Source organism: Fuerstiella marisgermanici, from assembly GCF_001983935.1.
GTDB classification, from domain to species: domain Bacteria; phylum Planctomycetota; class Planctomycetia; order Planctomycetales; family Planctomycetaceae; genus Fuerstiella; species Fuerstiella marisgermanici.
Genome location: NZ_CP017641.1, coordinates 5,640,608 through 5,665,886, shown reverse-complemented (window position 1 = coordinate 5,665,886; position 25,279 = coordinate 5,640,608). Strand labels below are relative to the sequence as shown.

Sequence of the window (25,279 nt, the reverse complement as noted above, 5' to 3'; positions counted from 1 at the left end):
ATCGGCCGTCATTCAGCCACGGTTGCTGACAAACCCTGCGTTTGTCACGAAGTTAAAGCTCAATTCCGATGCGTCACGTTCTTTCTGCGCTGGTCATGAACCAGCCTGGTGTTCTCGCCCACATTTCCGGCATGCTGGCTTCACGAGCCTTCAATATCGACAGTTTGGCTGTGGGAGCCACCGAAAACGAAGAGTTCTCTCGCATTACGTTTGTCGTGAACGGCGACGAAAAGGTCCTCGACAAGGTCCGCAAGCAGCTGGAAAAGCTGGTCACAGTGGTCACTGTGCAGGATTATGTGCATTCGGAATTTGTTGAACGCGACCTGATGTTGATCAAGGTCAGCACCGAAGGCGGTCGCCGGACCGAGATTCGGGAACTGGTCGACATCTTCCGCGGTCGCATTGTGGATGTTGGCGAAGACCACGTGATGGTCGAAATTTCAGGTCGCGAAGGCAAAATTGAAGCTTTCATCGACCGAATGCGGGAATTCGGCATCCTGGAAATGGTTCGCACCGGCCGAATAGCCATGCTTCGCAACGCCACAATTACGCAGGATCTGCCTCCGGACGTTATTCCGGAAGTTTCAGATGCAACCGCCTCCTGACCTGACCTGCCCGCTTTGTTGCGGTATTCTGGCTCGCGCAGCCAGAAGGAATTCTTCACCACGACCGCCCGCATTCCGCGATGGCGCGGGTGAAGACCGTCGGATTTTCAAGGCTGAGCTGTTTCTTTCGTCGCTGTGACGGACGTCGTCAGCCATTTTTTGTTTCAACACACTACTCATCGATACTAGGAATTACGTTCATGGCAGCCAAGGTTTATTACGACGACGACGCGGATCTCAGCCTTCTGAAAGACAAAACGATCGCGATCATTGGCTATGGAAGCCAGGGCCACGCTCAGGCTCAAAACCTTCGCGACAGCGGCTGTAACGTCATCGTCGGTCAGCGCCCCGGCGGCCCGAACTATGACCTCGCCAAAAGCCACGGTTTCGAACCCATGTCCGCTGCTGATGCGGCCAAGAAGGGCGACCTGGTCAACATTCTGCTGCCCGACGAAATTCAGGGCGACGTTTATCGCAACGACATTAAGCCGAACCTGTCCTCCGGCAACCTGTTGATGTGCTCGCACGGCTTCAATATTCACTTCGGCCAGATTTTGCCACCAGAGGGCGTCGACTGCGCATTGGCCGCTCCCAAAGGTCCTGGCCACCTCGTCCGCAGCGAATACGTCGCTGGCGGCGGTGTTCCCAGCCTGATCGCTCTTAGCGACGGAGCGTCAGAAACATCACGGCAGCTGGCGTTGGCCTACACCAAGGGCATCGGCGGTACTCGCGGCGGCGTGATTGAAACGACATTCGCCGAAGAAACAGAAACTGACCTGTTCGGCGAACAAGTGGTTCTGTGCGGCGGTGTATCTGCATTGGTGAAAGCTGGCTTCGAAACGCTTGTGGAAGCGGGCTATCAGCCGGAAATGGCTTACTTCGAATGCATGCATGAGCTGAAGCTGATTGTCGACCTGTTCTATCAGGGCGGCTTGAACTACATGCGTTACAGCGTTTCAAATACCGCAGAATACGGTGACTACACCAGCGGTCCTCGAATCGTGACGGAAGAAACCAAGGCAGAAATGAAGCGAGTTTTGAATGACATTCAGTCGGGCAAGTTCGCTCGTGACTGGCTGCTGGAGAACAAAGCTGGTCAAGCTTCGTTCTTCGCGACTCGCCGTCGAGAACGCACTCATCAGATTGAATCGGTCGGAAAAGACCTGCGTCGCATGATGACCTGGATTGATTCGAAGGAAGTCTGAACATGAACCACCCCCTCCCGCAATTTATTGTGGGTGGGGGCGAACGAGCGAAGCAGGTTCGGGGGAGGGCCGAACGTCGCTTCGAGGCCTGCTGTCTGCACGAACCCCCTCCCGGACGTTGCTTCGCAACGTCCGACCTCCCAGGCGATACGCTGGGAGAAGTGGTAACTTCGACGCACAAGTGTGGCCGCCATTGTGGGCCTGACAGACCTCTTAACCGAAAGGCTAACCATGATTGACTCGACAACTCGCCGTTCATTCCTCGCGTCTTCCGTCGGACTTCTGGCGGCTGGCGTTGCCAGTCAATCTGCAGCCGCGATGGCATTTGCAGCAGATCCAAAGTTCAAGATTAGCCTTGCTCAATGGTCGCTGCATCGAGCCATAAAGGGCGGCAAGCTCGACAACCTCGACTTCGCCGCAACCACGAAAAAAGAATTTGGCATCGAAGGCGTTGAGTACGTCAATCAGTTCTTCAAAGACAAGGCCAACGACAAAAAGTACCTTGCCGAGATGAACAAACGAGCGGCCGACAACGGCGTGACTCAATTGTTGATCATGATCGATGGCGAAGGTCAGTTGGGTGACGCCAGCCTGACCAAACGAGCCAAAGCCGTTGAGAATCACTACAAGTGGGTTGAGGCCGCTAAAGAACTTGGCTGCCATTCGATCCGAGTTAACGCGGGCAGTTCCGGCAGCCGCGAAGAACAGATCCACCGAGCCGCCGATGGGCTTCGAGCACTCTCAGAGTTCGGCGACAAGCACGGCATCAATGTAATTGTCGAAAACCACGGTGGCCTTTCATCCGATGGCGACTGGCTCTCAACTGTCATCAAGAAGGTCGACCACAAACGCTGCGGCACCCTGCCCGACTTCGGCAACTTCGGAATCAACCGCGACAAGGGCGAGTGGTTCGATCGCTATCGGGGCACAGAATTGCTGATGCCGTACGCCAAAGCAGTCAGCGCCAAGACCTACGACTTCGAAGAATCCCGTCCGTTCGTGACGATCGATTCTCGCTGGCAGAAGGAAACGGACTACAAGAAGATGATGAAAATCGTGGCCGATTCCGGGTACACCGGCTGGGTTGGCATCGAATACGAAGGCGGCAAGCTGGATGAATTTGCCGGCATCAAAGCCAGCAAGAAACTTCTTGAACGATCGATCGCTGAGCTGGGCTAGAGTTAGCCCGTTCCGCAAGCAAACAATACGCAGGTTAGAAGCCCGGCTTTTTTAGAGCCGGGCTTCTTTCGCAAATACTCGGCCAACAATCGGCGAGGACTCAATGTCAGCTTCCCGCATCTTCCTCGACAATAACGCCACTACCGTCATTCTGCCGGAAGTTGCGAAGGCGATGTCAGAAGCGTGGACGACGGCCTTCGCCAATCCTGGCAGCCAGCACAGCTTTGGCCGCGATGCTCGTCGCGTTCTCGAAGACAGTCGCGATGCAATCGCGCAGATTCTGGGAGCCGATCCGACTGAGGTCATCTTTACCAGTGGCGGCACCGAATCCATTAACGCTGCCATCAATGGGCTGACTCTGGGACGCAAAGGCGTCATCGCGCTGACGGCTGGCGAGCACCCCGCGACTGCAGCCGCTTGCGAACGAGCTCGCCAGAACGGCTTGAAGCTGTTGAATCTGACGGTTGATTCGTCCGGACTCCTGCAGCCCGAACAGTTCGCGAACCTGCCGTGGGCTGAATTGAAGCTCGTCTGCGTCATTCTGGCTCACAACGAAACTGGAGTGATTCAGGATCTGACTCAGTTGTCTGACCTATGTGAACAGCATCGCGTACCCCTGTTAATCGACGCCGTGCAAGCCGTGGGCAAAATTCCAGTCAACTTCCACAAACTCAAGGCCACGGCCCTGGCATTTGGGGCTCACAAGTTTCACGGCCCGCGTGGCATTGGCGGCCTTCTGCTTCGACGCGGTGTGCAGTTGCCGCCGTTGCTGGAAGGCGGACATCAGGAGTCGGGGCGCCGAGCTGGCACGGAACCCGTTCCGCTGATCGCTGGCATGGCCACGGCGTTAAGATGCTTTGACGCCGATTGCGAAGCACGCATGCAGCGCGTCCAGAAGCTGCGTGATCAGTTGCAGCAGGCACTTTGTGAAAGCAGTGCTCCGACTGTCGTTCACGGGAGCGATGCCCCTCGTTTGCCCAACACGCTCAGCATCGCCTTCCCCGGCGTCGACGGAGAAGCCATGCTGGTGAGTCTGGATCTGGAAGGCATCGCCTGCTCACTCGGCAGTACTTGCGCGAGCGGATCGGCCGAACCCGCGCCCGCGTTGCTGGCCATGAACATTGAACCGGCCATCTGCACCAGCTCCGTGCGTTTCAGTGTCAGCGACCTGAACACGGAGGCCGAAATCGCAGACGCGGCCGCTCGCATTGCGAATGTTGTCAGCCGGCTGCGTGAGCAGCGCTGAGAAATTAGCAGATTGTCCAGAGACAGCCTTGCACGACCACAAATGCGTACCGATAATCCCGGAAAGTCAATGAGACTGAGTCTCAGTCGCCGCAGCCAGCAAGCCAACAGCCAGCCACGCTCGGACCATCGATTCCCTCCCAACTGGAGGGGCGAACTCCTTTTGATGTATTCCTGAGCTGGAAAACGCTATGAAAACTCGTAATCGTGCCGACCGAAAAGCAGGTTTCACGTTAATTGAGCTGCTTGTCGTGATCGCCATCATTGCGATCCTGATCGCCCTGCTGCTGCCCGCTGTCCAGCAGGCCCGCGAAGCCGCTCGACGAATCCAGTGTAAGAATAACCTCAAGCAAGTCGGCCTGGCGTTGCACAACTATCTGGACACCTATTCCGCGTTTCCGCCGGCCTTCGTGTCTGATGTCAGTACGACCAATACTCCCGGCGGAGAATGGTCGATTCTCGCGCGGCTGATGCCATACCTGGAAGAAAGTAACCTGTATCAGCAGGCGGACCTGTCGCGATCGTACGAAGACCCCTCGGGCGTTAACGACGGCATCGCGATTCAGCGGATGAAGGCGTACATTTGCCCCAGCGAAGTGAATGATCGTCAACGCACTAGCAGCAGCGGTGTGGCTGAGCACTATCCCATCACGTACGGCTACAACGGCGGCACATGGCGTGTCTGGACCAACGCAACTCGCCAAACCGGCGACGGTGCCTTCGCGCCGAATTCGAATTTTGGCACACAGCATTTCACCGACGGCACCAGTAACACGCTCGGCTTTTCCGAAGTGAAAGCGTTTACTCCCTACAACCGCGATGGAGACCAGGGAACCGCCACCGTTCCATCGGCGCCCGTCGATGTAGAAGCGCTGATTGCAGGCGGTGGCAGCAACAAAGCGAACAGTGGTCACACAGAATGGGTTGACGGACGCGTCCACCAAACAGGATTTACGACAACGCTTCCGCCAAACAGTAAAGTTCTTGTGCCCGGAGGCGATCGCCCCGAGGAAGGTGACTACACATCCTGTCGCGAAGATAAGACCTGCACCACGCCAACATACGCGGCTGTCACTTCTCGCAGTTGGCACATTGGCGTCGTCAACTCGCTGCTGATGGACGGCTCGGTTCGCAGCATCAGCGAGAACATTGACCTGGGAACATGGCGAAACCTCGGCCAACGCAACGACGGCAACGTTGTGGGCGAATTTTAAGAGGTATGAACGTCATTGCCCGCCGCTCAGCCGTCGCGGGCGCGCTGACCGACTGCGGAGTTCATTTCAAAAACCTCGAGCCCCGCTGCATTCCTGGGGTCACCAACTTCAGCATTCGGCGTGATCTGGAAACTTGCTGCCACAGCGCGCCATACCGGGCGAAATATGACTCGAGCATGCTTCGAGTGTTCGACATGGCTACCGGTTTATGACGGCTCACGCTTCATCTGCCCGAACATAGTCTGAGCCGGATTTGTAAGTTCCCTGTGCGTCGGAACGGGCTTCTTCAGGCTTGTCGGGGATCGCAGTAGCGCCGGCAGGCGCACGGCCTGCGGGTTGAGGCAACTGAGGGCGGATTCGGTTGTGATCAGGGTCCAAGCTGATTGATTCCCACGCGAACACGCATACGCGGCTTAATAGTCGTATCGCATTGGCGTACGCGACCCTTGGCGAATGGCCGTAGGCAAGCTGGCGATTGAAGAATATTTGAGTGATCCGACACTGTTCCAGCAACTCCTCATCAGCGATGTCCCTGCCGTTAGACATAAAACGCACCTGTTAATTGCCTGGGCGCGCCGGAGGTGGGACGTTGGAAAACCACTTTCGTAACAAACAAAGTCAGTGAAATTCGGGAATTGAAGGCGTCCTTAAAGCGAATCTCGCTGACTTGTGGCCGCGGAACAAACATTTCGGACTGTGAAGGCTGTTTCCCACGAGCCCAAACCGTCCACAACAAAAGGGAAACTGCTCAAGTTGGCGAGGATCACAGTTCGTGAAAATCGCCTGCCTGACAGGACCTGACCTTGTGTCCACGAATTGTGGCCGCCACCATCGCCATTCTGTCTGGTCGGTGGTGGGGTGACCGAGGTTCGTTGAATTTGGTGGTCAACGGCGTTACTTTTCGTGCCAGCGGAGGACCAAAATGCTGCCTTCTGTGTCTCGGTTGCGGCGAAAGCCGCCGAGGCGATCGGCCGCATTTTCCGCGAGCTGCCGTTATGGTGGAGGGACGGGCAGTTGGCCTAGACACATCAACTCGCGACGAACGGCACCAGCTTGTTTCAGGCGTTAGGGAAATTTGCAACCAGGCACTCAGCCAGCATTGTCGCAATGTGGGTTCTGGCTTTGGTCGTTTCGTTTGTCTACGTGCCGAAATGGTCCGACGTCGCGGAAAACGGTGAATTTGCTTTTCTGCCCGAGGATTCGCCCAGCATCGAAGCTCAGCGGCTGTTCCGAAAATACTTCCCCGATGCGACAGTCTTTAGCAATGTCGTGTTGGTCGTGCGGCGGGAAACATCCGACGAAGGGCTGCGGCAGGAAGACTTGGGATTCATCAATGACTCATTGATTCCGCGTCTGAGCAGGCGATTTCAACTGGACCGTGTTACCGGTGAAGCACTGCCGCCAGAGGAACGTGATAATTCCAGACCATTGCTGGTGCGAAAACTGGTGTGGCGCGGGACGCCGAATATCGGGCCACTGTACACAAGCCTGGACCGCAAAGCGTCTTTGATCGTGTTGGAATTGCAGACTGAGTTCCTTGATCAGGACAACGAAGAACTGATCGAACAAATCGAACAGGAGATCGCGGCATGGCGACGCGTGGCGGTGCGACCTTCCGAAGACAATGCGGAAGACGGCGAGTCCGATTCTGATGATGCGATCCCGCCTGGCCTGGACATCACGTTTAGCGGTACCGCCACATATGGACGCGACGCCATCAGAGAAGCGAACGAGAGCGCCGAGTCGACCGAACGATGGACTGTTATTCTTGTTGTTGTTTTGTTGCTGGGGATGTATCGAGCGCCCCTGCTGGCTCTGGTGCCGTTGCTGACAGTGGCCGTCGCGACGGCACTATCATTAAACCTGCTGGCGATTGGTGCTGAGCTGGGTTGGATTCGTGTCTTCACCGGCATCGAACCGTATGTCACGGTTTTGGTGTACGGGGCCGGCGTGGACTACTGCCTGTTCCTGATCGCTCGCTACCGAGAACTGCTGGACAGCGGCAGCAGTATTGAAGACGCCATCAGTGTGGCGTTGGCCAAGGTCGGTTCTGCATTAGCGGCGAGTGCGGGCACAACGATGTGCGGCATCGGCATGATGTCGTTTGCCGAGTTCGGTAAGTTCCAGCAGGCGGGCATTGCAATTTCGTTCGGTCTGTTTATCTGCCTGGCAACGTCGCTAACGCTGGCTCCCGCAGTGCTGCGTATCTTCGGGCGGTTCGCCTTCTGGCCCAACATTCCTGCTCGAGAAGCCAGTCGTGGCGAATGGGTGGCTCAGCGCAGCATGCTTTCACGCGTGCTGAAACTGCGCGTGTTGAATGCCGGCTGGCGCAACATGGGCCAGCTTCTGCTTAAGAAGCCAGCCACGCTGTGGGCGGGCAGTGTTCTGATCATGCTGCCATTCGCAGTCACGGGCATGTTCCTGTACGGCCATCTTAGCTACGGTCTGCTGCAGGACCTGCCTCCCACCGCCGACAGCGTTCGCGGCGCGCGAGCGTTGCAGGCTCATTTTCCTGGCGGCGAAGGCGTGCCGGTGCGAGTGCTTCTTGATGTACCGGGGCAGGATTACACCGCAAGAACACCGAAGCCGCCGGCTGATATCACGGAGCTGACAGAGCGAATTCTGGAAGCGAAAGACGTTCTTGGTATCCAGGCAGTGCGTTCCATCGCGGATCCCACTGGCGGCCGAGACATCGGAATATCGCAGCGCCTGCTGCGTCCGCGAGCGGTCAGGGAGTACGCCACAGAAGAAAAGCCATCGGTCACACGGATGGAATTAATCTTCAAGAACGATGCGTTTGCACGCAGCAGCATCGACGAGTTTCGCAATATGCGTGAGAAGTTACCGCAAATGCTTCCGGAATCGATGAAGGGAGCAAAGTTGTATTTCGCGGGTGAGACGGCGAGCCTAAGCGATTTGAAGTCGGTCACGGATCGCGACCGGACGTCCATCAATTCTTTGGTGGCGGTCGTCGTCTTTGCCATCTTATGGCTACTGCTGAGACGTCCGTGGATCTGTGCGTATCTGATGGCGACGGTACTGTTCAGCTACTTTGCGACTCTTGGTCTGACCAACCTGTTTTTCTGGGCGATGGATCCCTCCGGCTTTGCCGGGCTGGACTGGAAGGTGCCCATGTTCCTGTTCACGATCTTGATCGCGGTGGGTGAAGACTACAACATCTTCCTGCTGACTCGCATTGACGAGGAGACAAAGGAACACGGTCCGATCGACGGAATCATCGTGGCCCTGGAACGCACGGGCAGCATCATCAGCAGTTGCGGCATCATAATGGCGGGCACGTTTTCATCGCTGATGGCAGGCAGTCTTCTGGGCATGGACCAGCTCGGTTTTGCTCTGGCACTGGGCGTGATTCTCGACACGTTTGTCGTCCGCCCTGTGATGGTACCCGCGTTTCTGATCCTGCTCACTCGCTATCGCGAACAGAAAAAAGCAGCGCAGGCGTAGCGACAAGCGGTTTGCCTGAAATCGGAACACGAAGAAGCCCGGCTTTCTGAAAAGCCGGGCTTCTACTGTTTGGAGCAATTCAAACTGACTTTTGGTCGACTATGGGACCAGCAGGATCAGACCAGTGACCCACAGAAATTCCGTTGCCGCTGCTTCTTCGTTAAACGGAATCTGATACCTGAGCTTCGGAGCCCATTCGCCTGGCTGGTAATAGCCCAGAGCGAATTCACGCGACTTCGGCGGATGCAGCACCATCTGGTACGGCAACCCAACGGCTTGTCCAAAGAAACGTCCGGAGGACACAAACGGCTGAATCCACGGCTTGTGGGTGTGTCCGTAGCGTTCGAGGCCGACGTCCTGGAAATACAGTGGGTGATACCAAAGGTTCGTCGGTGCCCACTGCAGAACTGTTCGCGGAGCTTCCGATTCGAAGTACGGTCCGTTGTCCATCCGATCGTAGAAATCGGTCGGTAGTTCTTCTTTCTCCCAGTCGCCCCATGCGTAATCGAGAGTGGGCTGAATGTTGGTCAGCTTCCGCAGCATCGGGCCTTTTCGCTCGCCGTCGTTCATGTCGACGACACCTTCGTCCTGTTCCTCGCTGGCGGCAACCAGCAGGATTGGCATTTCGTAGTCATCGGGATCGAAGCGTTCGAGTTCCGGGTCGTGGAACTCGAAAAAGTGACTGAGGAATCCGCCGGGCTGTTTCACTTTTGTGGTGCCACGACGGCTGTTGTGTTTGACGATGTTTCCGTCTGCCCGACGGTATTTCTGAACGTTTCGTCCCTGTCGCAACGGTTGCAGATCGCTGCTTCGTTCAGTGATCGGGCCAGTGCCGATCGATGCGTGCGGCAATGCTGGGGCGGGCGGTACCGACAAGGTGTCCGGCGTTGGAGTTAGGTCGGCGATCTTCACGACGCCTGTGGTCGAATCGTCGCCGTTGGTCAGCAGTACGTTGTTGACCGTCATATCACTGGACGACGACAACTGCTGAATGAGTGCCTGTCGTCGAGCGGACCGCTCTTCGATGAATGCGGTGCGGCTTTCTGAAACAGCCTGTTGTGTGGCGATGGGCGTTCCGACAAACGACGACACGGGCGGCTGATTGATCGGTTCCAGCCACGGCAAATCGTCGTCTTCACCAACGGCCGAACCGGCAACTGCAGCACTTAGTCCGGCGATGCAGCACAACCTTGCTGTGAAGCGAGACGCTGTGCGCAAGCGGTTTGCCGATGCCTGCAGCTTAGCCGTGACTGTCTGAAGAATGCTCGACCGAGTAATTCGGTGCTTCCTGAGTGATTGCGATATCATGTGGATGGTTTTCCCTAACCGAAGCCGCCGAAATCTCGATGAATCGAGCCTTCGTTCGCATATCCTGAATCGTATTAACTCCGACATAGCCCATGCCGGATCGCAGTCCGCCCGTGAGTTGGTACAGCAATGGCTGCAAACCGCCCTTGTACGGAACTCGCCCTTCCACTCCTTCGGGAACCAGCTTGGAACTGTCCTTGCTATCCACCTTACTTTGGCGGTAGCGTTCGCTGCTTCCCTTCACCATTGCTCCCATCGATCCCATGCCACGGTATCGTTTGAAGCTTCGCCCCTGGTAAAGAATCATCTCACCAGGACTTTCATCCACACCCGCCAACAAACCACCGATCATTACTGACCATGCTCCGGCGGCTAGTGCTTTTGTCATGTCTCCGCTGTATCGAATGCCGCCATCGGCAATGACCGGCACGCCTGAACCTTCCAACGCCCTTGCCGCATTGGCAATGGCCGTCAGTTGAGGAACGCCGACTCCGGAAATGATCCGCGTGGTGCAGATCGAACCGGGACCGATTCCGACTTTTATTCCATCGGCTCCAGCGTCCGCCAAAGCTTTGGTTCCTTCTGCCGTTGCCACATTTCCGGCAATGACATCGATTTCAAATTCCTTTTTTATCGCCTGAATGGTCTCGATAACGTTTTTCGAGTGCCCGTGAGCACTGTCGACAACGAGAACATCGACGCCTTTTTCGATGAGTTGAGTCACTCGGTCCAGATCATGGACGCCCACCGCTGCGCCGACACGCAATCTTCCCCGGTGATCTTTCGACGCCTGCGGAAACTGCACGTTCTTGTCGATGTCCTTGATCGTTATCAAGCCTCTCAGTTGATATTGATCGTCCACCAGCAGCAGTTTCTCGACTCTGTTTTCCAGCAGAATCCGTTCTGCGTCTTCTAAACTGGTGTTCTCCTGTGCAGTAATCAGCTTATCCTTGGTCATCACCTCAGCGACCGGCCGATCTCGCGATTCGAGGAATCTCAGGTCACGTCGCGTGAGGATGCCGACCAGCTTGCCGTCGACTGTAATCGGCACGCCACCGATATTGCGCTCGTCCATGATTCGCGATGCTTCACCGACGGTCGTTTCCGGCGGCAAAGTGACCGGGTCAACAATCACGCCGTGTTCGCTGCGTTTCACGCGATCGACTTCCATCGCCTGCTGTTCGATGGACATGTTCTTGTGAATGATGCCGATGCCGCCCAGTTGCGCCATCGAAATGGCCATTTCACTTTCCGTGACGGTGTCCATTGGGCTGCTGACGATCGGCACGTGCAGAGCGATGTTGCGGGTCAGTCGAGAACTGAGATCCACATCTGATGGCATGACTTCGCTGTAACCAGGTTCCAGCAGTACGTCGTCGAATGTCAGGCCCTTGTAGGCAACGCGTTCTAGCATGATATCGTCCTTCTGTTGTTCAATCCTGGCGGTTCAAGGCCTGTACGCTGCCCTGCTCTGGCTGGCGAATTCTGCGAAACGCCCTCAAGTGGTCGTCGTATGAGACTATTCTTTGGCTCGAATCGCCTCGCAAAACCGGTTTCCCAGTTTCACCAGCGTAAGTACGTCCAGAGCTTCTGCACGAGTTTCCAAATCCAGTTCCTGCTGCTGAATCAGTTCGTCGACTTCCGGCTTGCTAAGCTGCTTGCTGTACATTCTTACCAGCACGCTTCTCATCAACTTGCGACGGTGGTGGAACATGCGTCGCAGAAAGTCCAGAAAGAACTTCTTGTCGATGATCCGGTCGCCGCGACGATCGTGTCGCCAGATGCTGATGATGGCAGAATCGACTCCCGGACGCGGCCAGAATACCTTCGGCCCCAGACGACGCAGAATCTTCACGTTGCACTGTGACTGCATCCAAACCGACAGAGCTCCGTAGTTGGACGAACCGGGTTCGGCGATCATTTTTTCGCCGAGTTCCAGCTGGATGGTGCAGACCATCTTCTGCCACGGCAGGTCCGATGCGACTAGATTGGAGATCACGGGCGTCGCCACGCTGTACGGCAGATTGGCCACCAGCTTTAAATCGCTTTCCGGCTGCTCGTCCATCAACTTCGTCAGCAGCTCAGTGATTTCCGGAGCGATCGTGTTTTTGTTCTTCAGGATGTCCTGGTTGATCAGAGTGACATTATCGCAGTGTTCGGTGGCGGCCGTTGCCAGCGCAAACATATTTCGGTCGATTTCGACGCTGATGACCTTGCCCGCTTCTTCCGCAAGAAACGTGGTCATGCCGCCGGTGCCCGTGCCGACTTCAAGAACGACGTCTTCCTTTGTGATGTCGGCTGCGCGAACAGCGAACTCGATCAGGTTGATATCGATTAAAAAGTTCTGACCCAGGTCCGAGCGCGGGTTGAAGCCAAACTGCTTAAACAGTTGCATCAGGTGGGTTCGAGTTTGCCGGCTGGCGTCTTTCACAGATTACGTTTCGTGAAGTTGTAAATGCTGCCCTGGCTAACGCCGTTCAGCATCTTCGAGACATACTTGCCCAAAATATCCAGTTCAATGTTCACTCGCTGACCGATGTCACGTTGCCCCAGTGTTGTTACATCCAGCGTGTGAGGAATCAAGGCGACGGAAAACCGGTCGGCTTCGACGTTGACCAACGTCAGGCTGATGCCGTCAACCGCCACGGAGCCCTTGGGCACCATGAGGTTCGTCATTTCCGGGGGCACTCGAAACCACATATCGACCCATTCGCCGCTGCGATCGATTTGGTCGACAGTAGCGACGCCGTCGACATGACCCTGTACAAAGTGGCCGCCAAGACGAGCTCCAACGGCCAATGAACGTTCCAGATTCACCGTGCTGCCTTCGGCCAAATCACCAAGTGATGTTTTCGAAAGCGTTTCTTCGCCCGCTTCGAAATCCAGGTTGCCATCGGCAATCTGAACGACGGTCAGGCAGCAGCCACAGATGGCGATGCTGTCACCAATGGCAGTTTCGGTGGCAGAAAAACAGTCGTCGTTGGGCCTGATTGTGAGGCGCAGTCCGGCCGGTTCCTGTTTCAGGAGCCTGACAATTCCCTGTCCTTCGACGAGACCGGTAAACATGGACTGAATGACTGTGCAACAAGTGAGCGTCCAGCGGGGACGCCGCGAATGGAAAAACCGCCTTCAGGTTACTCCAGCAAGAGCAACTGCGGCCGATTGTTGCGGGGCGAGTTTATCAGGAATGTGTCGAATGTCATGCGACGAACCAGCAGAAGCCCGGCTTTTGCCAAAAGCAAGGCTGGACGACCGCCCCGCCAATTAGCGTGGTTACCGCAGGGCAAATTGGAGTTCGAACGCTTAGCGATTATCCCGCTGGATGTCTCTGAGAGCGGAATCTGCTGCAAATGCAGCGTCGATGGAGGCATGTTGCCCTGTATTTCAGAGTTATCAGAAGCGGGTTGTGCGTCGAATCTACGCTGAGGTGCGTCGTTACGTCGCGGAGGATTTCCGAAACAGCGGATTCACATATTTCCGCCACACGGCCTGGCACGGTCCTGCGAAGGCGAACCAACAGAAAATGACGGGGATCGTCATTCCGCCGATCGCAGAAAGCAGGGCCAGTGTGAAGACCAGCTGCAGCAATTGTTTGCGACCCTGGCTGCCTCGCAGCATTTGATTGAAAATGTGCGGGTAAGGGACGCGAGACACCATAAGCACGGCCGTTGCCAGCGTAATCAGCGGCAGAAGCACAGCAAGGGCGGGCAGAATAATCTCACCTGCCGGCTCAGCCCACGCTTTCTTGGTGAGTGAATCCACTCCGATCGGAAAACTGGCGATCACGGCCGCTGCGGCGGGTGACGGTAGGCCGCTGAAACCGCTGTGGTCATCTTCCTCTTCAGTTTCCACGTTAAACCGAGCCAGGCGAAGGATTGCGCAGGCCAGAAACAGGGCGGCGATCGGCCACAGCACATCAATTGGGTAGTCGAACGGCGCTGTGAACATCCGCTCGACGGTGGGAGCCGAGTCGCCCTTCAGTTGCAGCGTTTCCATCAAGCGATGGCGCGGGTCCGTCAGTTTCAGCATCATGAACGCGGGCGCAACGCCAAAACTGACGACATCGCACAAGCTGTCCAGCATCGCCCCAAAATCACTGGACTGATTGGTAAGCCGAGCCGCGCTGCCGTCGAGGGCGTCGAACAGCATTGCCAGAAAGATCAGCTTCGCCGCATTGACCATTTCCAATGCCGGGTCATAGCCTCCGACCACATCAAATGTGGGGCCGACGCGGGCCAGAATGGTGATGGCTCCGAAGCCACAAACGGCATTTCCCAACGTGAGAAGAGTGGGCAGCACGGCAAATGCTTTTTGCCGCGAAGTTTTCTTTGGTTTGACTTCTGGAGTGTCCACGCTGCTACCCGGTGTATTTGGCCAAAATCGACGAACCGGCCTGAACTTTGTCGCCGAGTTTGGTTTTGATTTCCAGACCGTCCTCGCGAGGAATTAACAGTTCCGTCCGTGACCCCAGTTTGATCATGCCGAACTGCTGACCGCGTTCCAGTGTATCGCCCGGTTTGACCCAGCACACAATTCTTCGAGCGATCGCGCCCGTAATCTGGCGAATCACCATGCCGCGATACGGAGCTTCCGTTTCCTCAAACAAAACGGTAAGTCGTTCGTTTTCGCGAGCTGATTCCGGACGCAGGGCGTTCAGGTATTTGCCCGGTTTGTAGGTGAGCCCGATCACTCGGCCCGCGACCGGCGTCCGATTGATGTGCACGTTGAAGATGGAAAGGAAAATTCCAATCTTCACTGCCGGGCCACCAATAAAGTCGTCGTGGTCCAGTTCTTCGATCTCAACAATCTTGCCATCGGCCGGCGACACCACCATGCCCGGCTCAGTTGAAATCGCACGATGCGGATCGCGAAAGAACCATGTAATAAGAATGCCGATCACGCCCGCCGCGATTGCCAGAATGGCCGCCACAACCTGCAGAGTGCCTTCCGCCTGTGTGGCCCACCAGCCGAATGCGGCCGCTGCGACAAAAAAGCCACCACCCATAAGCAGCAGTTCTGCCAGGCCGACTCGTGCGAACGGCAGTTTGTCGCGCCACGTAAACGGATCGTCTTCACGATCCCAGTACCAGCCACCCTGATTTTGATGGAACTTCAGGTCGCGCGGGTCCAGAACCGGGTGAGGACACGGGTTGAAGTCGCCTTTGCGGCATGCTTCCATCTTTTTGACGTACCCGCGCCGGAAGATACTCAGCCAACAGCGGCGAACCCTACCCCACGCCTGTTCGATGTGAATGACAACGCCACTGCCCGGTTGAATATCCTTCAACTGAGGGTCCATCGTCATCAGTTCGCGGCGACCGCCGGCCGCAGGGTCAGGAGTGTTGGATTGACGATCCGTCATCGGAGATGTCTGTACATAAGATGTGCAAAGCGGCTGGAAGTCAGAAGAATGGTCGCTGTGCCGCGCTCCGGTTTCTACCTCGGCGAACCTGATTCCCGAAGTTTGGACGTTGAGACCAGAGCGGCGCGGTCTGCGATTCGGGATCTGAAATCACAAATGGAGGCTCGCTCCGGCAATTTTTGCCAGTCACCACCCTGCTGCCGGGAAATGCGGAATCGATGCAGTTCATACGGGCCGAAAAACCAGAAAGGTTTATCTAACCGGCACTACGCGACCGATGAAACCAACGTGTCTTAAATCTGCGCGAGTCCGGTCAGTGGCCATCGTCAGTGAAGGCATCGAAATTATGGATCACGGAAGAGACGGAGGCGACCGGAGTTGGTCAGCTCAGTTGCTTTCGAAGTTTGGACTTCACGACGAAGTACCGTCAATATCCGGCGATATGCCCCGAAACGGTTCGCACCGTTCGACTGGCGAATTTCATCGCCCGCTCAGGAGGAGAGCTTTCATGCGAAAGTACGGAAAATGGTTACTCGTGCTGGGCATTCTGGCAGCCAATCCTGCCTGGGCCGGCGCCGAGGGAATTCCAGGGTTGCGGCAGGTTTTGCCACCGGCCCGATCGGTTCAGAAGCAGCACAATCAGCAACAGGCTCAGAAAGTTGCTGAAGCCCTCAAGCAGGCTCGCATCAACGGCTACGACCTGTCGGTCGAAGTTCGTGGTGAGACAGCTAAGCTGGACGGCAAAGTTCGCGACGTGACTCATCGAGCACGTGCCGAACAAGCGGTTCGACGAGTGCCTGGTGTCACTCAGGTTGTCAACAACCTGCGTTACGTGCCTGAAGGTCAGGTGCAACAGACGGCTGGTCGAATGACAGACGGTGCTCTGCGACCGGCCAGCTACAGCGAAGTCGAAGGCGGCAGCCGCGACATTCAGCGAATTCACTTTCAGAAGCCGGGCCGACAGGCTCAGCCAGCTCAGTCTGCCCAGCCGCAGCGAGCTGCTCAGCCACAAACGCGAACGCTTCCTGCTCCGCCAGCACTGGACTACCAGACTGACTTTGCACAGGAATCGCAGGCTTCGGAGCTGATCGTTCACAAGACAGCGGCTCAGCAACCTGCCGGTCGCAGTAATCAGGCGGTCGCTCAGGACATCGCATCATCACTGGCTGGCGTTGGCCTGGTTGGTTATGACGTCGAGATTCGCTACGAAGATGGCATCGCCACTCTGGCCGGCGACGTTTCAACGGTTCAGCAGATGCAGGAAGCTGGGCGAGCGGCTTCGGAAATTCCCGGCGTTCAGGATGTTCGTAACAACCTGAAAGTCAAAGGCCCGATTGCTCAGACAGCTTACGGTGCCGGACCACGACCTCAGGGTCAGGTTCGACCAGCTTCGATGATGGCTCCTGCCATGATGGGGGCACCAATGGGAGCTCCTAACGCTCCAATGGCAATGGGCGGAGCGGGCAACTACTCGAATCCGAACCTGCCTTCACACGCATGGCCTTCCTACGCGGCATACCCGAACTCAGCGGCGGTTTCTTATCCGAAGCAGTACAGTGCGAGTGCCTGGCCGTACATCGGGCCATTCTACCCGTACCCTCAGGTACCACTGGGATGGCGAGAAGTGTCACTGCAGTGGGATGACGGTCACTGGCAGCTTGACTTCGAAAAGAAGAAGAGTGCCTGGTACTGGTTGTGGCAGCCAAAGAACTGGCACAGCGATTGATCAGACCGTCCGAATAATCAGATACCGAACCAGAAGCCCGGCTTTTCCAAAAAGCCGGGCTTCTTTCGTGTTCGGCCGCAGCACTGCATCTCCGGGAGCCAGACCTATACATCACCCGCCGTACCCGCGATAATGCGAGCCACTTTTGTTTTCTGCCCACCAATTAGCTGCTCGCCGTTATGCCTTCCCCCCCTGCCCTTCGCGCCGCTGCAATGGCGCACTTGTCTGTCGCTTGCGTCTGGTTCGCGATGACTTCTGTCGCCGTTGCTGAAGACTGGCCCTGGTTTCTGGGGCTGCGTCACGACGGGACGTCCGCAGAAACGAGTGTCAATCTGGAATGGCCGGAGGACGGTCCCAAAGTTCTGTGGAAGCAGGAAATCGGCACCGGTTACAGCGCACCGTCGACTCTGGGCGAACGACTTGTGATTCACCATCGGCAGGGCGATAAAGAAATCGTGTCCTGCCGCAACGTCAACGATGGATCTGTCGTTTGGGAACATGGCTACGAAAGCGAATTCAGCGACCCTTACGGTTACAACAACGGACCACGCTGTTCGCCCGTCCTGACGGAAACGCATTGCTATACGCTGGGTGCAGAAGGCAGGCTGTGCTGCACCGACATGAAAACCGGCAAGGTCGTTTGGCAACACGCGCTGAAAGAAAAGCACGACTTGCCTCGTTGGTTTTTCGGCGTTGGCTGTTCACCGATTTTGGACGGCGACCGCTTGATTGTGTTTGTCGGAGGTCAGCCGAATTCCGGCGTTGTCGCCTTCAACACGTCAGACGGCAGCATCGCATGGGAAGCCGTCGGTAAGCAGACGTGGGACGGCGCGATCGACGCTCACACAAAAGAGCCCTATCGCTGGACGGGCAGCGAAATGGTGATCAGCTATTCATCACCGCTGATCGCCACCATCCACGGTCAGCAACATCTGCTTTGCCTTGTCCGGCAGGGATTGGTGTCGCTTGATCCCGCGACGGGTGAAGAGAACTTCCACTATTGGTTTCGGTCAAAGACGCACGATTCCGTCAACGCGGCACGACCGGTCGTGATTGACGACCAGATCTTTCTGACGGCCGCCTACGAGGTTGGTTCGGCGTTGCTGAAGGTGAAGCCTGACGGCAAGTCGTTCACCGAAGTCTGGCGCGACGAAGAAAATATGCTGGCTCACTGGTCCACACCGATCCACGTCGATGGGTTTCTCTACGGCTTCAGCGGTCGCCACGAAAATCAGGGCGAACTGCGTTGTGTGCGAGTCGAAGACGGAAAGGTGATGTGGGAATCCACCGGCTTTTCAGGCACCGCCAGCGACCTGGCTCGCGATCGCCAAACCGGAAAAATTATCGACCGCAAAACGGGCAAAGCGGTCCCGTTTCCGTACTTTGGTCGCGGCTCCCTGATTCAAGTGGGCGACAGGTTTGTTGTGCTGGGCGAACGTGGCACGCTGGCCGTGGTGCATGTCGATTCCAAAGAATTCAAGGAAGACCGCCGCACGTCCTTCGACGAAATCGGCTACCCGGCGTGGGCCGCTCCAGTGCTGTCCAACGGCCGACTGTACCTGCGCAGCGAAGACTGGTTGTTGAGCCTGGACCTGCGAGATGGACAAGTAAAAGCTGACAAAGCCGCCATCAGCGAACGCTAGTCGACACCAGTTTAGCGTTTGCTGTGTGTGGCTATTTGAGCTCCACTGCGGCCAGCTTCGTCACTGCGGAAACTCCGATTGTTGTTGGAAATCGGTGTGGCAATCGAGTAAACATGGAGCATTAGAACGCTTCAGTCTGTGGGCTTTTCCTTTGGCCTGCGAATCCAAACTGTCGGGAATGAGAAACATGATGCGAGCATGTGCGAAATTGATGGTTGTTATGTTGGCCGCCGCAGCGTCCAGTCAGGCCATAGCGGCCGACGAATGGCAATCGCTGTTTGACGGCAAGACGCTCACGAACTGGGACGGCGACCCGGAACGATGGAGTGTCGAAGATGGAGCCATCACGGGGAGAACTACCGACGACAACAAACTGAAGACCAACAGTTTTCTGATCTATCGCGGTGGTGAGTTCGATAATTTCGAACTGCAACTGGAATACAAAATCGTCAACGGCAATTCCGGCATCCAGTACCGCAGCTTTGAACTGCCCGATCGCGAATGGGGCATCGGCGGATATCAGGCCGACTTCGAAGCTGGCAAAACGTATTCAGGGATTTTGTACGGCGAACAGTTCCGAGGCATCCTGGCAAACCGAGGTCAGAAGACGGAACTGACGTCCGGCGACGATGGCAAGGTCAAAGTGAACGTGACGGGCAGCGTGGGAAAAAGCGCTGACATCCAGGCGAAGATTAAGGATGAAGACTGGAACAAGTATCGAATCGTGGCAGATGGCTACCACTTCAAACACTTCATCAACGACACGGCTACGATTGAATGTGTCGACAACGACATCAAGAACCGTCGAGCAACCGGGTTGCTGGCCTTGCAGATTCACGTGGGCCCGGCCATGACTGTTCAGTTCCGCAACATCCGCATCAAGAAGCTGCCTGTAAAAAAAAAGGTCGCGTTAATCGCGGGAACCCCTAGCCACGGCTTCGGAGCTCACGAACACAAGGCCGGTTGCATGCTGCTGGCGGAACAATTGAACAGCAGCGGCCTGAACATCGAAGCAGAGGTTTACACCAACGGCTGGCCAAAGGATGACAGCGTGCTCGACAACGTCGATTCCATCGTCGTCTACTGCGACGGCGGTGGGCGGCACCCGTTTAATGACCACGTGAACCGTCTGCAACAGATTCAAAATCGCGGCGTCGGCATGGCCTGCATTCACTACGGCGTAGAAGTTCCAATCGGCCCCGTGGGCGAAGCCTTCAAAAATTGGACGGGCGGTTATTTTGAAACTGACTGGTCCGTGAATCCTCACTGGACAGGCACTTTCGATGATTTCCCCAACCACCCCATCGCCAACGGAGTGAAGCCTTTCACTGTCAACGACGAATGGTATTACCACATGCGGTTCGCCGAAGATCAGGACCGAGTCACCCCGATTCTGACCGAACTGCCGCCAGCCAACACGCTGGTCAAGGACGACGGCTCACTCACACGCAAAGACGGTCCTCACAGCAACAATGAGTACGTCCGAGCGGCCGTCATTGATCGCAAGGAACCGCAGGCCGTGGCGTGGGCGAGAACTCGAAGCGACGGCGGCCGCGGATTCGGCTTCACCGGCGGCCACTACCATTGGAACTGGGGCAATGACAATTTTCGCAAGCTGGTTCTAAATGCGATTGCATGGACGGCTCACGCAGACGTGCCCGAAGACGGCGTGCCAACCCCGAAGGTCACAATCGACGACCTGTTGAAGAATCAGGACTACGACATGCCGGAAGACTTCAACAAAGCTCGTATTCAAGCAATGCTGGATGAGTGGAACGCAGCAAATTGAGCTGTGGAGGGAAGATCCTGAATCCATACGAATCACCCACTGCAAGCACAAACAGTTGCTCAAAGCGTCCATCTGGTGGCATTCGCACCGTGATCTGGGCGCAGACATTGTGGCTGATTTATGCTGCCGTAGTCGTTCGGCTTGAGCGAGCCGGCATTCTGGATTTCTGGACCGTAAATGCGGACGGACTCAATGATTACACCGCAACCGGGCATGTCGTTCTTGGTTTTGCCGCCGTTTCATTCCTGTGTGCCTTTTATGTGTTTCCACCTTTGGTGGTTATACTCCTGATCCGCCATTACTCGCCCCGTCCGATCGCACTCTGCGTTCTTGCCGAGCTTGCACTGGGGTTCGGTAATGTATACACGATGCAGGCTTGGTGATGAAAATAAACGTCCCAAGCTGTTCTTACGCCGCCGGGGCAACACACTCCGGGACAACATTCGAGTCATTTCGAGTCTTCGTATATCGTACGAAATTCGGCGCCCAGCAGACCTCGAATAGAGAGCCGAAAGCCTTGGCGGCTTCCGCTACGAATGGCACGAACTTATTCGCCACTCGTCTTGCGATGCAGAAACGGTATACTGAAGGCATGACTACGCTAACAGAAATCCTGAACGCCGCTCAAAGCCTGCCCTCGGGGGAACGTGCCCAGCTTATCGCGGCACTCTGGGACGATGTGTCTCCGACTGACTGGGTTCCTCCGGATAGTCATTGGGTGGCGGAGGCTGATCGCAGAAGCAATGCTTACGACTCCGGCGAAATGACTGGTGCCGTATGGGCAGACGTCCGCCAACGAGCCCGCCGCAAGGCTGGCCTCGATGGCTAACATTGTTTTATGTTCGGCTGCCGAAATCGACTACACCGAATCTCTGACTTGGTACGCAGAACACAGCACGGATGCTGCGAATGATTTCGATGCCGAATTCGATCGCGCGTTAGCTCAAATCGTTGCGGACCCACACCGCTTCCCCATGTGCGATGCCCGGCATCACTACTTCCTGCTTCGGCGCTATCCGTTTCGGATTATCTATCGCACTGTGCAGAAGGATATTGTAGTCATAGCGTTGGCCCACAGCTCTCGCGCCCCAGACTACTGGGCTGACCGGTAGCGCGCCGGAAACTGCCGCCCAGCAGTTTAGGATTTGACACTCGATGGGGGGGGACCGCTTTCAGGCAGATTTCAATTCTGCCCGGCTCCAACTCCTCACTACTCCGCCGATTCATACGTCGCACGGAACTCAGCGCCCAGTGCTTCCCACTTCGCCGCCATTTCGGTGACTCGCTGAGCGTGGGTTGCGGCCAGGTTGTTCTGTTCGGCTCGGTCGTTCGAGAGATCGTACAGCTCCCATGGTTCATCCTTCGCGGCGACGAGTTTCCAGTCGCCCTGCCGGATCGCTTTGTGGCCGTCGTGAAACCACCACAGATCGTCACGCTTGATCGTGGAGTCCTCTTCGAAAGCTGGTCGCAGGCTTTTCCCCGGCGGCGCGGGCACTGGTGTTCCCTTCCATTCGCTTAAACGATCCGCTCCGCAGACATCAAGAATGGTCGGCACGATGTCAATTACGTGCCCCGAGCCGTGTCGAAGTTCGCCTTTGGCCTGGATGCCGGTCGGCCAGTGCATAATCAGCGGCGTTGAGATCCCGCCTTCGTGAACCCACGTCTTGTGACGACGAAACGGTGTGTTGCAGGTTGTCGACCAACCGGGGCCGAGGCACAAATACGTGGCTGCAGACCCCATCGGAGCGTCTGGATCGTGGCCATCGTCACGTACCATGATTTCTGCGCTGGCGCCGTTGTCGGACAGGAAAAAGATCAGCGTGTCTTCGAAGGCGGACATGCTCTTTAGCTGACTCAGCACGCGTCCGATTTCCTGATCAACGCGATCGATCATCGCCGCGTGAATCGCCATCTTCGTGGCCTGAAACCGTTTCTGAACGGGTGTCAGCGTTTCCCAACCGACCGGGCGATTGACTTCCGCGTCACCCAGGATTTTTAAGTGATCGGGGAAGTGGTACGGCGGGCCAAGATCATTTTCGACGGCCGACAGAGACACATCCAGCAGCCCGGAATTCTTCTGCCGCTGATGGCGTTGGTCTCTAACGGCTTCCCAGCCTTCAAGATAGCGGTCGCGATATTTCGCAATGTCTTCCGGCAACGCATGTAGCGGAAAATGCGGCGCGGTGAAGGCGAGGTAATGAAAGAATGGCTTGTCGGCGTGATCCGCCTGGTGTTCCTTCAGGCACTTGATCGCATGGTCGGCGATCGCAATCGTACCGTAGAACCCTGATTCCTTCTTCACCGGCGGCAGGGGCTGATCGTCTTCCCAGTGCTTCGTCGGGTTGAAGAATCGGCCCTGGTCCTTCAACAGGTAGGAACGATCAAAACCGGCAGCGATTGGCATACCGTCGATATGCCATTTGCCAGAGTGGTAACTTCGATAGCCTGCCGGTCGCAGCATGTCGGGCAGTAATCGAGCCCATTTCGGTCGAGCGTTTCGATTGCCGCCTCCGCCACCACCGCCCGGCAGTTTGTCGCGGCCGACCTGTTGAGCGTAGTAGCCGGTCACTAGGGCGGCTCGCGTGGGCCAGCATCGGGCGGTGTTATAAAACTGAGTAAACTTCAGTCCGTTCGTGGCCAGCTGGTCAAGGTTCGGTGTTTGAATCTCCGAGCCGTAGCAGCCGAGGTCCGAATAGCCCAGGTCGTCTGCCATGATTAGCAGAACGTTTGGCCGGGAAGCCGCGTCGGCGGAGCTGCAGATTCCAACCAGACAGGCACAAACTGCGACGAGTCGAAACATGCACGGTACTCCCGAAAATTACTGGGGCGGAGGGAGCGAGCCCGTGTTGCCGTCTCTACGCTCCGTTGCCAATCAAATATTTGTCCACATTGTTGCTGACGATCACGCCGTAATTTACAGCTCCCAGCCAGCCAGACATAATGATGCCCACAGAACCGGCGTGAAACAAGCCGCCCACCTGTTCCGGCAAATTCTGGCTGACTTTTAGGCCTTCAAACTTGGTGCCGAATGACGATCCGGCGATGTGTCGAGTGTAGTGTTCAAACGTTCGCGGAGTTGCGGCTTCGATGTGATCCAGCTTTGCTCGAATGTCCGGCACGTACTGTTCCAGGCAGTCCAGAGTCGTCTCTTCCAGATCCTTTTTCGCCGCCTGGTAGTCTTCTTCTGACAGATCGGCCCAGTCGCGGTAGTTGGCATTTGTCGACGATACGATCAGCCAGCGATCGCTGCCGGGCCGAGTTTCCGGATAGTAAAAGCTGAATGTGCGACTGCTGACGTTCATGCTTAAAATGGCTTCTATGTCGAAGCCTTTGTGTTCGGAATGGAACAACAAATCGCCGACGCTTTCGTCGAAGCCTTCGCCTGGCTTCAAGGCCATGTAAACCTGGCAACTGCTGCTGTTCAGTCGCACGGCTTTTGTTTCGTCAACATAATCTTTGCTGAAGTGCTCCTCACCCGTCATGCGCAGAATCGTGGACTTGATGTTCGCATTGGACATCACCGCACGGCACTTGATCCGCCGCCCGTTCACCACAACCGCCTGGACCTTCTGATCCGGACCGACTTCGATTTTCTCCACCAGCGTGCGAATACGAATGTCGACGCCGTTGCCGACTAACTCGGCCTTCATTTTATTGACCAACGCATCCGTGCCGCCTCGAAACGTATACACGCCCTTGTGCATGAAGTTGGAAAACACGATGCCGTACGTGATGGCTGGGTCTTCCAATGTCGACCCGTTCGCGTACGTGATCGGTTCCATCAGCAGGCGCACAACATCGTCGCGTCCCGGAAAGAATTCTTCGAACAGTTCGCGAGTCGTCGTTTTCTGGTCGTCGTAGAAGTTCATGCTGCGAGCCTTGTCGAAGAACGCAGTGACTCGTTCTTCCGGCACGCCAAAGTCAGTTGTCAGCAGTCGCGTAAAATCTTTGCGGTCGAAGGTCGTGCGGACGGAAAACTGAGGGTTCTCGAATCGAATTCCCTTCAACTGCACGATCGAATCCGCGATATCCTGCGACCAGTATTTGCGGCAGCTTTTGATCATTCCGATCGGGAAGCCGTGCAGCGAAATGTCAAAGATGTGACCGCCGCGTCGCTTAAACCACGTGGCCATGCCGCCAAGTTGGTAATGGTGCTCAAGCAGCAGCACGGAATAGCCCTGCCGAGCAAGGACGTTGGCCGACGTCAGCCCGGCCAGTCCGCTGCCGATCACGACAACGTCATATTCGTCCTTCGCATTTTTTAGAAAGTCTTTGGCCATGGGTCTGGTCGCGTTTTCCGGTTTGCCGCTGAATGAAAGAAATCCGCCTTTTTTGAAAGGCGGGGCTTCTCAGCTGTGTGACTAGAGCAGTTTACCTTTTGTCGTGGACGGTTCGGGCTCGTGGCAAACAGCATTGATAGTACGAAACGCTTGTTCCGCGGCCACAAGTCAGCGTAATACGCTGTAGCGGCGGCAGCCTAACAGAATCACTTCCAGGACTTCAATTTGCCCCGGGAATTCGTGAGCACTTCTCGGCAA

The 25,279-nt window shown here is 56.3% G+C and carries 21 protein-coding genes; 12 read left to right on the top strand and 9 right to left on the bottom strand.

Annotation, left to right across the window (positions count from 1 at the left end; all coding sequences use genetic code 11):
* Nucleotides 1–68 precede the first annotated feature (68 nt).
* From ilvN to Fuma_RS21050, 5 genes are all read left to right on the top strand, one after another.
* Nucleotides 69–605 carry an acetolactate synthase small subunit gene (gene ilvN, locus Fuma_RS21070; RefSeq protein ID WP_077025854.1) on the top strand — a complete coding sequence of 179 codons (537 nt, stop codon included), beginning with the start codon at nucleotides 69–71 and terminating at the stop codon, nucleotides 603–605.
* A 200-nt stretch (nucleotides 606–805) separates the two neighbouring features.
* Complete coding sequence (ilvC, locus tag Fuma_RS21065; RefSeq protein ID WP_077025853.1) at nucleotides 806–1,810, top strand: ketol-acid reductoisomerase; 1,005 nt, start codon at nucleotides 806–808, stop codon at nucleotides 1,808–1,810.
* Nucleotides 1,811–2,041: 231 nt separating this feature from the next.
* Entirely contained in the window at nucleotides 2,042–2,989 is a 948-nt protein-coding gene (locus Fuma_RS21060; protein ID WP_077028463.1) for a sugar phosphate isomerase/epimerase family protein, read from the top strand.
* 103 nt (nucleotides 2,990–3,092) lie between these two features.
* Complete coding sequence (locus Fuma_RS21055) at nucleotides 3,093–4,235, top strand: cysteine desulfurase family protein (RefSeq protein ID WP_077025852.1); 1,143 nt, start codon at nucleotides 3,093–3,095, stop codon at nucleotides 4,233–4,235.
* Between the two features lie 190 nt (nucleotides 4,236–4,425).
* Complete coding sequence (locus Fuma_RS21050; protein ID WP_077025851.1) at nucleotides 4,426–5,448, top strand: DUF1559 domain-containing protein; 1,023 nt, start codon at nucleotides 4,426–4,428, stop codon at nucleotides 5,446–5,448.
* Nucleotides 5,449–5,664: 216 nt separating this feature from the next.
* On the opposite strand, the gene Fuma_RS21040 is transcribed toward Fuma_RS21050, so the two are convergent.
* A complete protein-coding gene (locus tag Fuma_RS21040; RefSeq protein WP_077025849.1) occupies nucleotides 5,665–5,994 on the bottom strand; it encodes a hypothetical protein in 330 nt (109 codons plus the stop codon).
* 561 nt (nucleotides 5,995–6,555) lie between these two features.
* Between Fuma_RS21040 and Fuma_RS21030 the strand changes: the two genes are divergently transcribed.
* Nucleotides 6,556–8,913, top strand: coding sequence for an MMPL family transporter (locus Fuma_RS21030; protein WP_077025847.1), 2,358 nt, complete (start codon nucleotides 6,556–6,558; stop codon nucleotides 8,911–8,913).
* Between the two features lie 99 nt (nucleotides 8,914–9,012).
* Here Fuma_RS21030 and Fuma_RS21025 read toward each other — a convergent pair whose 3' ends face one another.
* The 6 genes from Fuma_RS21025 to Fuma_RS21000 form a co-directional block, all read right to left on the bottom strand.
* Nucleotides 9,013–10,221, bottom strand: a complete 1,209-nt coding sequence (locus Fuma_RS21025; RefSeq protein ID WP_145944286.1) for a hypothetical protein — start codon at nucleotides 10,219–10,221, stop codon at nucleotides 9,013–9,015.
* A complete protein-coding gene (gene guaB / locus Fuma_RS21020) occupies nucleotides 10,154–11,635 on the bottom strand; it encodes an IMP dehydrogenase (protein ID WP_077025845.1) in 1,482 nt (493 codons plus the stop codon). The genes Fuma_RS21025 and guaB overlap by 68 nt, the downstream gene beginning before the upstream one ends.
* A 105-nt stretch (nucleotides 11,636–11,740) precedes the next feature.
* Nucleotides 11,741–12,616, bottom strand: a complete 876-nt coding sequence (gene rsmA / locus Fuma_RS21015) for a 16S rRNA (adenine(1518)-N(6)/adenine(1519)-N(6))-dimethyltransferase RsmA (protein WP_229360701.1) — start codon at nucleotides 12,614–12,616, stop codon at nucleotides 11,741–11,743.
* A gap of 32 nt (nucleotides 12,617–12,648) precedes the next feature.
* Entirely contained in the window at nucleotides 12,649–13,287 is a 639-nt protein-coding gene (locus tag Fuma_RS21010) for a riboflavin synthase (RefSeq protein WP_077025843.1), read from the bottom strand.
* 369 nt (nucleotides 13,288–13,656) lie between these two features.
* Nucleotides 13,657–14,520, bottom strand: a complete 864-nt coding sequence (locus tag Fuma_RS21005; RefSeq protein ID WP_229360700.1) for a CDP-alcohol phosphatidyltransferase family protein — start codon at nucleotides 14,518–14,520, stop codon at nucleotides 13,657–13,659.
* Nucleotides 14,521–14,578: 58 nt separating this feature from the next.
* On the bottom strand, nucleotides 14,579–15,583 hold the full coding sequence (locus tag Fuma_RS21000) for a phosphatidylserine decarboxylase family protein (RefSeq protein WP_229360699.1): 1,005 nt from the start codon (nucleotides 15,581–15,583) through the stop codon (nucleotides 14,579–14,581).
* Between the two features lie 508 nt (nucleotides 15,584–16,091).
* Here Fuma_RS21000 and Fuma_RS34300 point away from each other — a divergent pair.
* From Fuma_RS34300 to Fuma_RS20960, 6 genes are all read left to right on the top strand, one after another.
* Nucleotides 16,092–17,309, top strand: a complete 1,218-nt coding sequence (locus Fuma_RS34300; RefSeq protein ID WP_158521088.1) for a BON domain-containing protein — start codon at nucleotides 16,092–16,094, stop codon at nucleotides 17,307–17,309.
* Between the two features lie 248 nt (nucleotides 17,310–17,557).
* Nucleotides 17,558–18,952, top strand: coding sequence for an outer membrane protein assembly factor BamB family protein (locus Fuma_RS20980; RefSeq protein ID WP_158521087.1), 1,395 nt, complete (start codon nucleotides 17,558–17,560; stop codon nucleotides 18,950–18,952).
* 187 nt (nucleotides 18,953–19,139) lie between these two features.
* On the top strand, nucleotides 19,140–20,741 hold the full coding sequence (locus tag Fuma_RS20975; protein WP_077025840.1) for a DUF1080 domain-containing protein: 1,602 nt from the start codon (nucleotides 19,140–19,142) through the stop codon (nucleotides 20,739–20,741).
* Nucleotides 20,723–21,124, top strand: coding sequence for a hypothetical protein (locus Fuma_RS20970; protein ID WP_145944285.1), 402 nt, complete (start codon nucleotides 20,723–20,725; stop codon nucleotides 21,122–21,124). Before Fuma_RS20975 ends, Fuma_RS20970 begins: the two co-directional genes overlap by 19 nt.
* Before the next feature lie 209 nt (nucleotides 21,125–21,333).
* Nucleotides 21,334–21,570 (top strand): addiction module protein, encoded by a 237-nt coding sequence (locus Fuma_RS35385; protein WP_158521086.1) that lies wholly within the window; start codon nucleotides 21,334–21,336, stop codon nucleotides 21,568–21,570.
* Nucleotides 21,563–21,853 carry a type II toxin-antitoxin system RelE/ParE family toxin gene (locus Fuma_RS20960; RefSeq protein WP_077025837.1) on the top strand — a complete coding sequence of 97 codons (291 nt, stop codon included), beginning with the start codon at nucleotides 21,563–21,565 and terminating at the stop codon, nucleotides 21,851–21,853. The genes Fuma_RS35385 and Fuma_RS20960 overlap by 8 nt, the downstream gene beginning before the upstream one ends.
* 98 nt (nucleotides 21,854–21,951) lie before the next feature.
* Here Fuma_RS20960 and Fuma_RS20955 read toward each other — a convergent pair whose 3' ends face one another.
* Both Fuma_RS20955 and Fuma_RS20950 read right to left on the bottom strand, forming a co-directional pair.
* Complete coding sequence (locus Fuma_RS20955) at nucleotides 21,952–23,541, bottom strand: arylsulfatase (RefSeq protein WP_077025836.1); 1,590 nt, start codon at nucleotides 23,539–23,541, stop codon at nucleotides 21,952–21,954.
* A 55-nt stretch (nucleotides 23,542–23,596) separates the two neighbouring features.
* A complete protein-coding gene (locus tag Fuma_RS20950; RefSeq protein ID WP_077025835.1) occupies nucleotides 23,597–25,021 on the bottom strand; it encodes a phytoene desaturase family protein in 1,425 nt (474 codons plus the stop codon).
* Between the last annotated feature and the right edge of the window lie 258 nt (nucleotides 25,022–25,279).

Coding starts and splice junctions, on each gene's coding strand:
- ilvN (WP_077025854.1), top strand. CDS start 69: ATGCGTCACGTTCTTTCTGCGCTGGTCATGAACCAGCCTGGTGTTCTC.
- ilvC (WP_077025853.1), top strand. CDS start 806: ATGGCAGCCAAGGTTTATTACGACGACGACGCGGATCTCAGCCTTCTG.
- Fuma_RS21060 (WP_077028463.1), top strand. CDS start 2,042: ATGATTGACTCGACAACTCGCCGTTCATTCCTCGCGTCTTCCGTCGGA.
- Fuma_RS21055 (WP_077025852.1), top strand. CDS start 3,093: ATGTCAGCTTCCCGCATCTTCCTCGACAATAACGCCACTACCGTCATT.
- Fuma_RS21050 (WP_077025851.1), top strand. CDS start 4,426: ATGAAAACTCGTAATCGTGCCGACCGAAAAGCAGGTTTCACGTTAATT.
- Fuma_RS21040 (WP_077025849.1), bottom strand. CDS start 5,994: ATGTCTAACGGCAGGGACATCGCTGATGAGGAGTTGCTGGAACAGTGT.
- Fuma_RS21030 (WP_077025847.1), top strand. CDS start 6,556: ATGTGGGTTCTGGCTTTGGTCGTTTCGTTTGTCTACGTGCCGAAATGG.
- Fuma_RS21025 (WP_145944286.1), bottom strand. CDS start 10,221: ATGATATCGCAATCACTCAGGAAGCACCGAATTACTCGGTCGAGCATT.
- guaB (WP_077025845.1), bottom strand. CDS start 11,635: ATGCTAGAACGCGTTGCCTACAAGGGCCTGACATTCGACGACGTACTG.
- rsmA (WP_229360701.1), bottom strand. CDS start 12,616: ATGCAACTGTTTAAGCAGTTTGGCTTCAACCCGCGCTCGGACCTGGGT.
- Fuma_RS21010 (WP_077025843.1), bottom strand. CDS start 13,287: ATGTTTACCGGTCTCGTCGAAGGACAGGGAATTGTCAGGCTCCTGAAA.
- Fuma_RS21000 (WP_229360699.1), bottom strand. CDS start 15,583: ATGACGGATCGTCAATCCAACACTCCTGACCCTGCGGCCGGCGGTCGC.
- Fuma_RS34300 (WP_158521088.1), top strand. CDS start 16,092: ATGCGAAAGTACGGAAAATGGTTACTCGTGCTGGGCATTCTGGCAGCC.
- Fuma_RS20980 (WP_158521087.1), top strand. CDS start 17,558: ATGACTTCTGTCGCCGTTGCTGAAGACTGGCCCTGGTTTCTGGGGCTG.
- Fuma_RS20975 (WP_077025840.1), top strand. CDS start 19,140: ATGATGCGAGCATGTGCGAAATTGATGGTTGTTATGTTGGCCGCCGCA.
- Fuma_RS35385 (WP_158521086.1), top strand. CDS start 21,334: ATGACTACGCTAACAGAAATCCTGAACGCCGCTCAAAGCCTGCCCTCG.
- Fuma_RS20960 (WP_077025837.1), top strand. CDS start 21,563: ATGGCTAACATTGTTTTATGTTCGGCTGCCGAAATCGACTACACCGAA.
- Fuma_RS20955 (WP_077025836.1), bottom strand. CDS start 23,541: ATGTTTCGACTCGTCGCAGTTTGTGCCTGTCTGGTTGGAATCTGCAGC.
- Fuma_RS20950 (WP_077025835.1), bottom strand. CDS start 25,021: ATGGCCAAAGACTTTCTAAAAAATGCGAAGGACGAATATGACGTTGTC.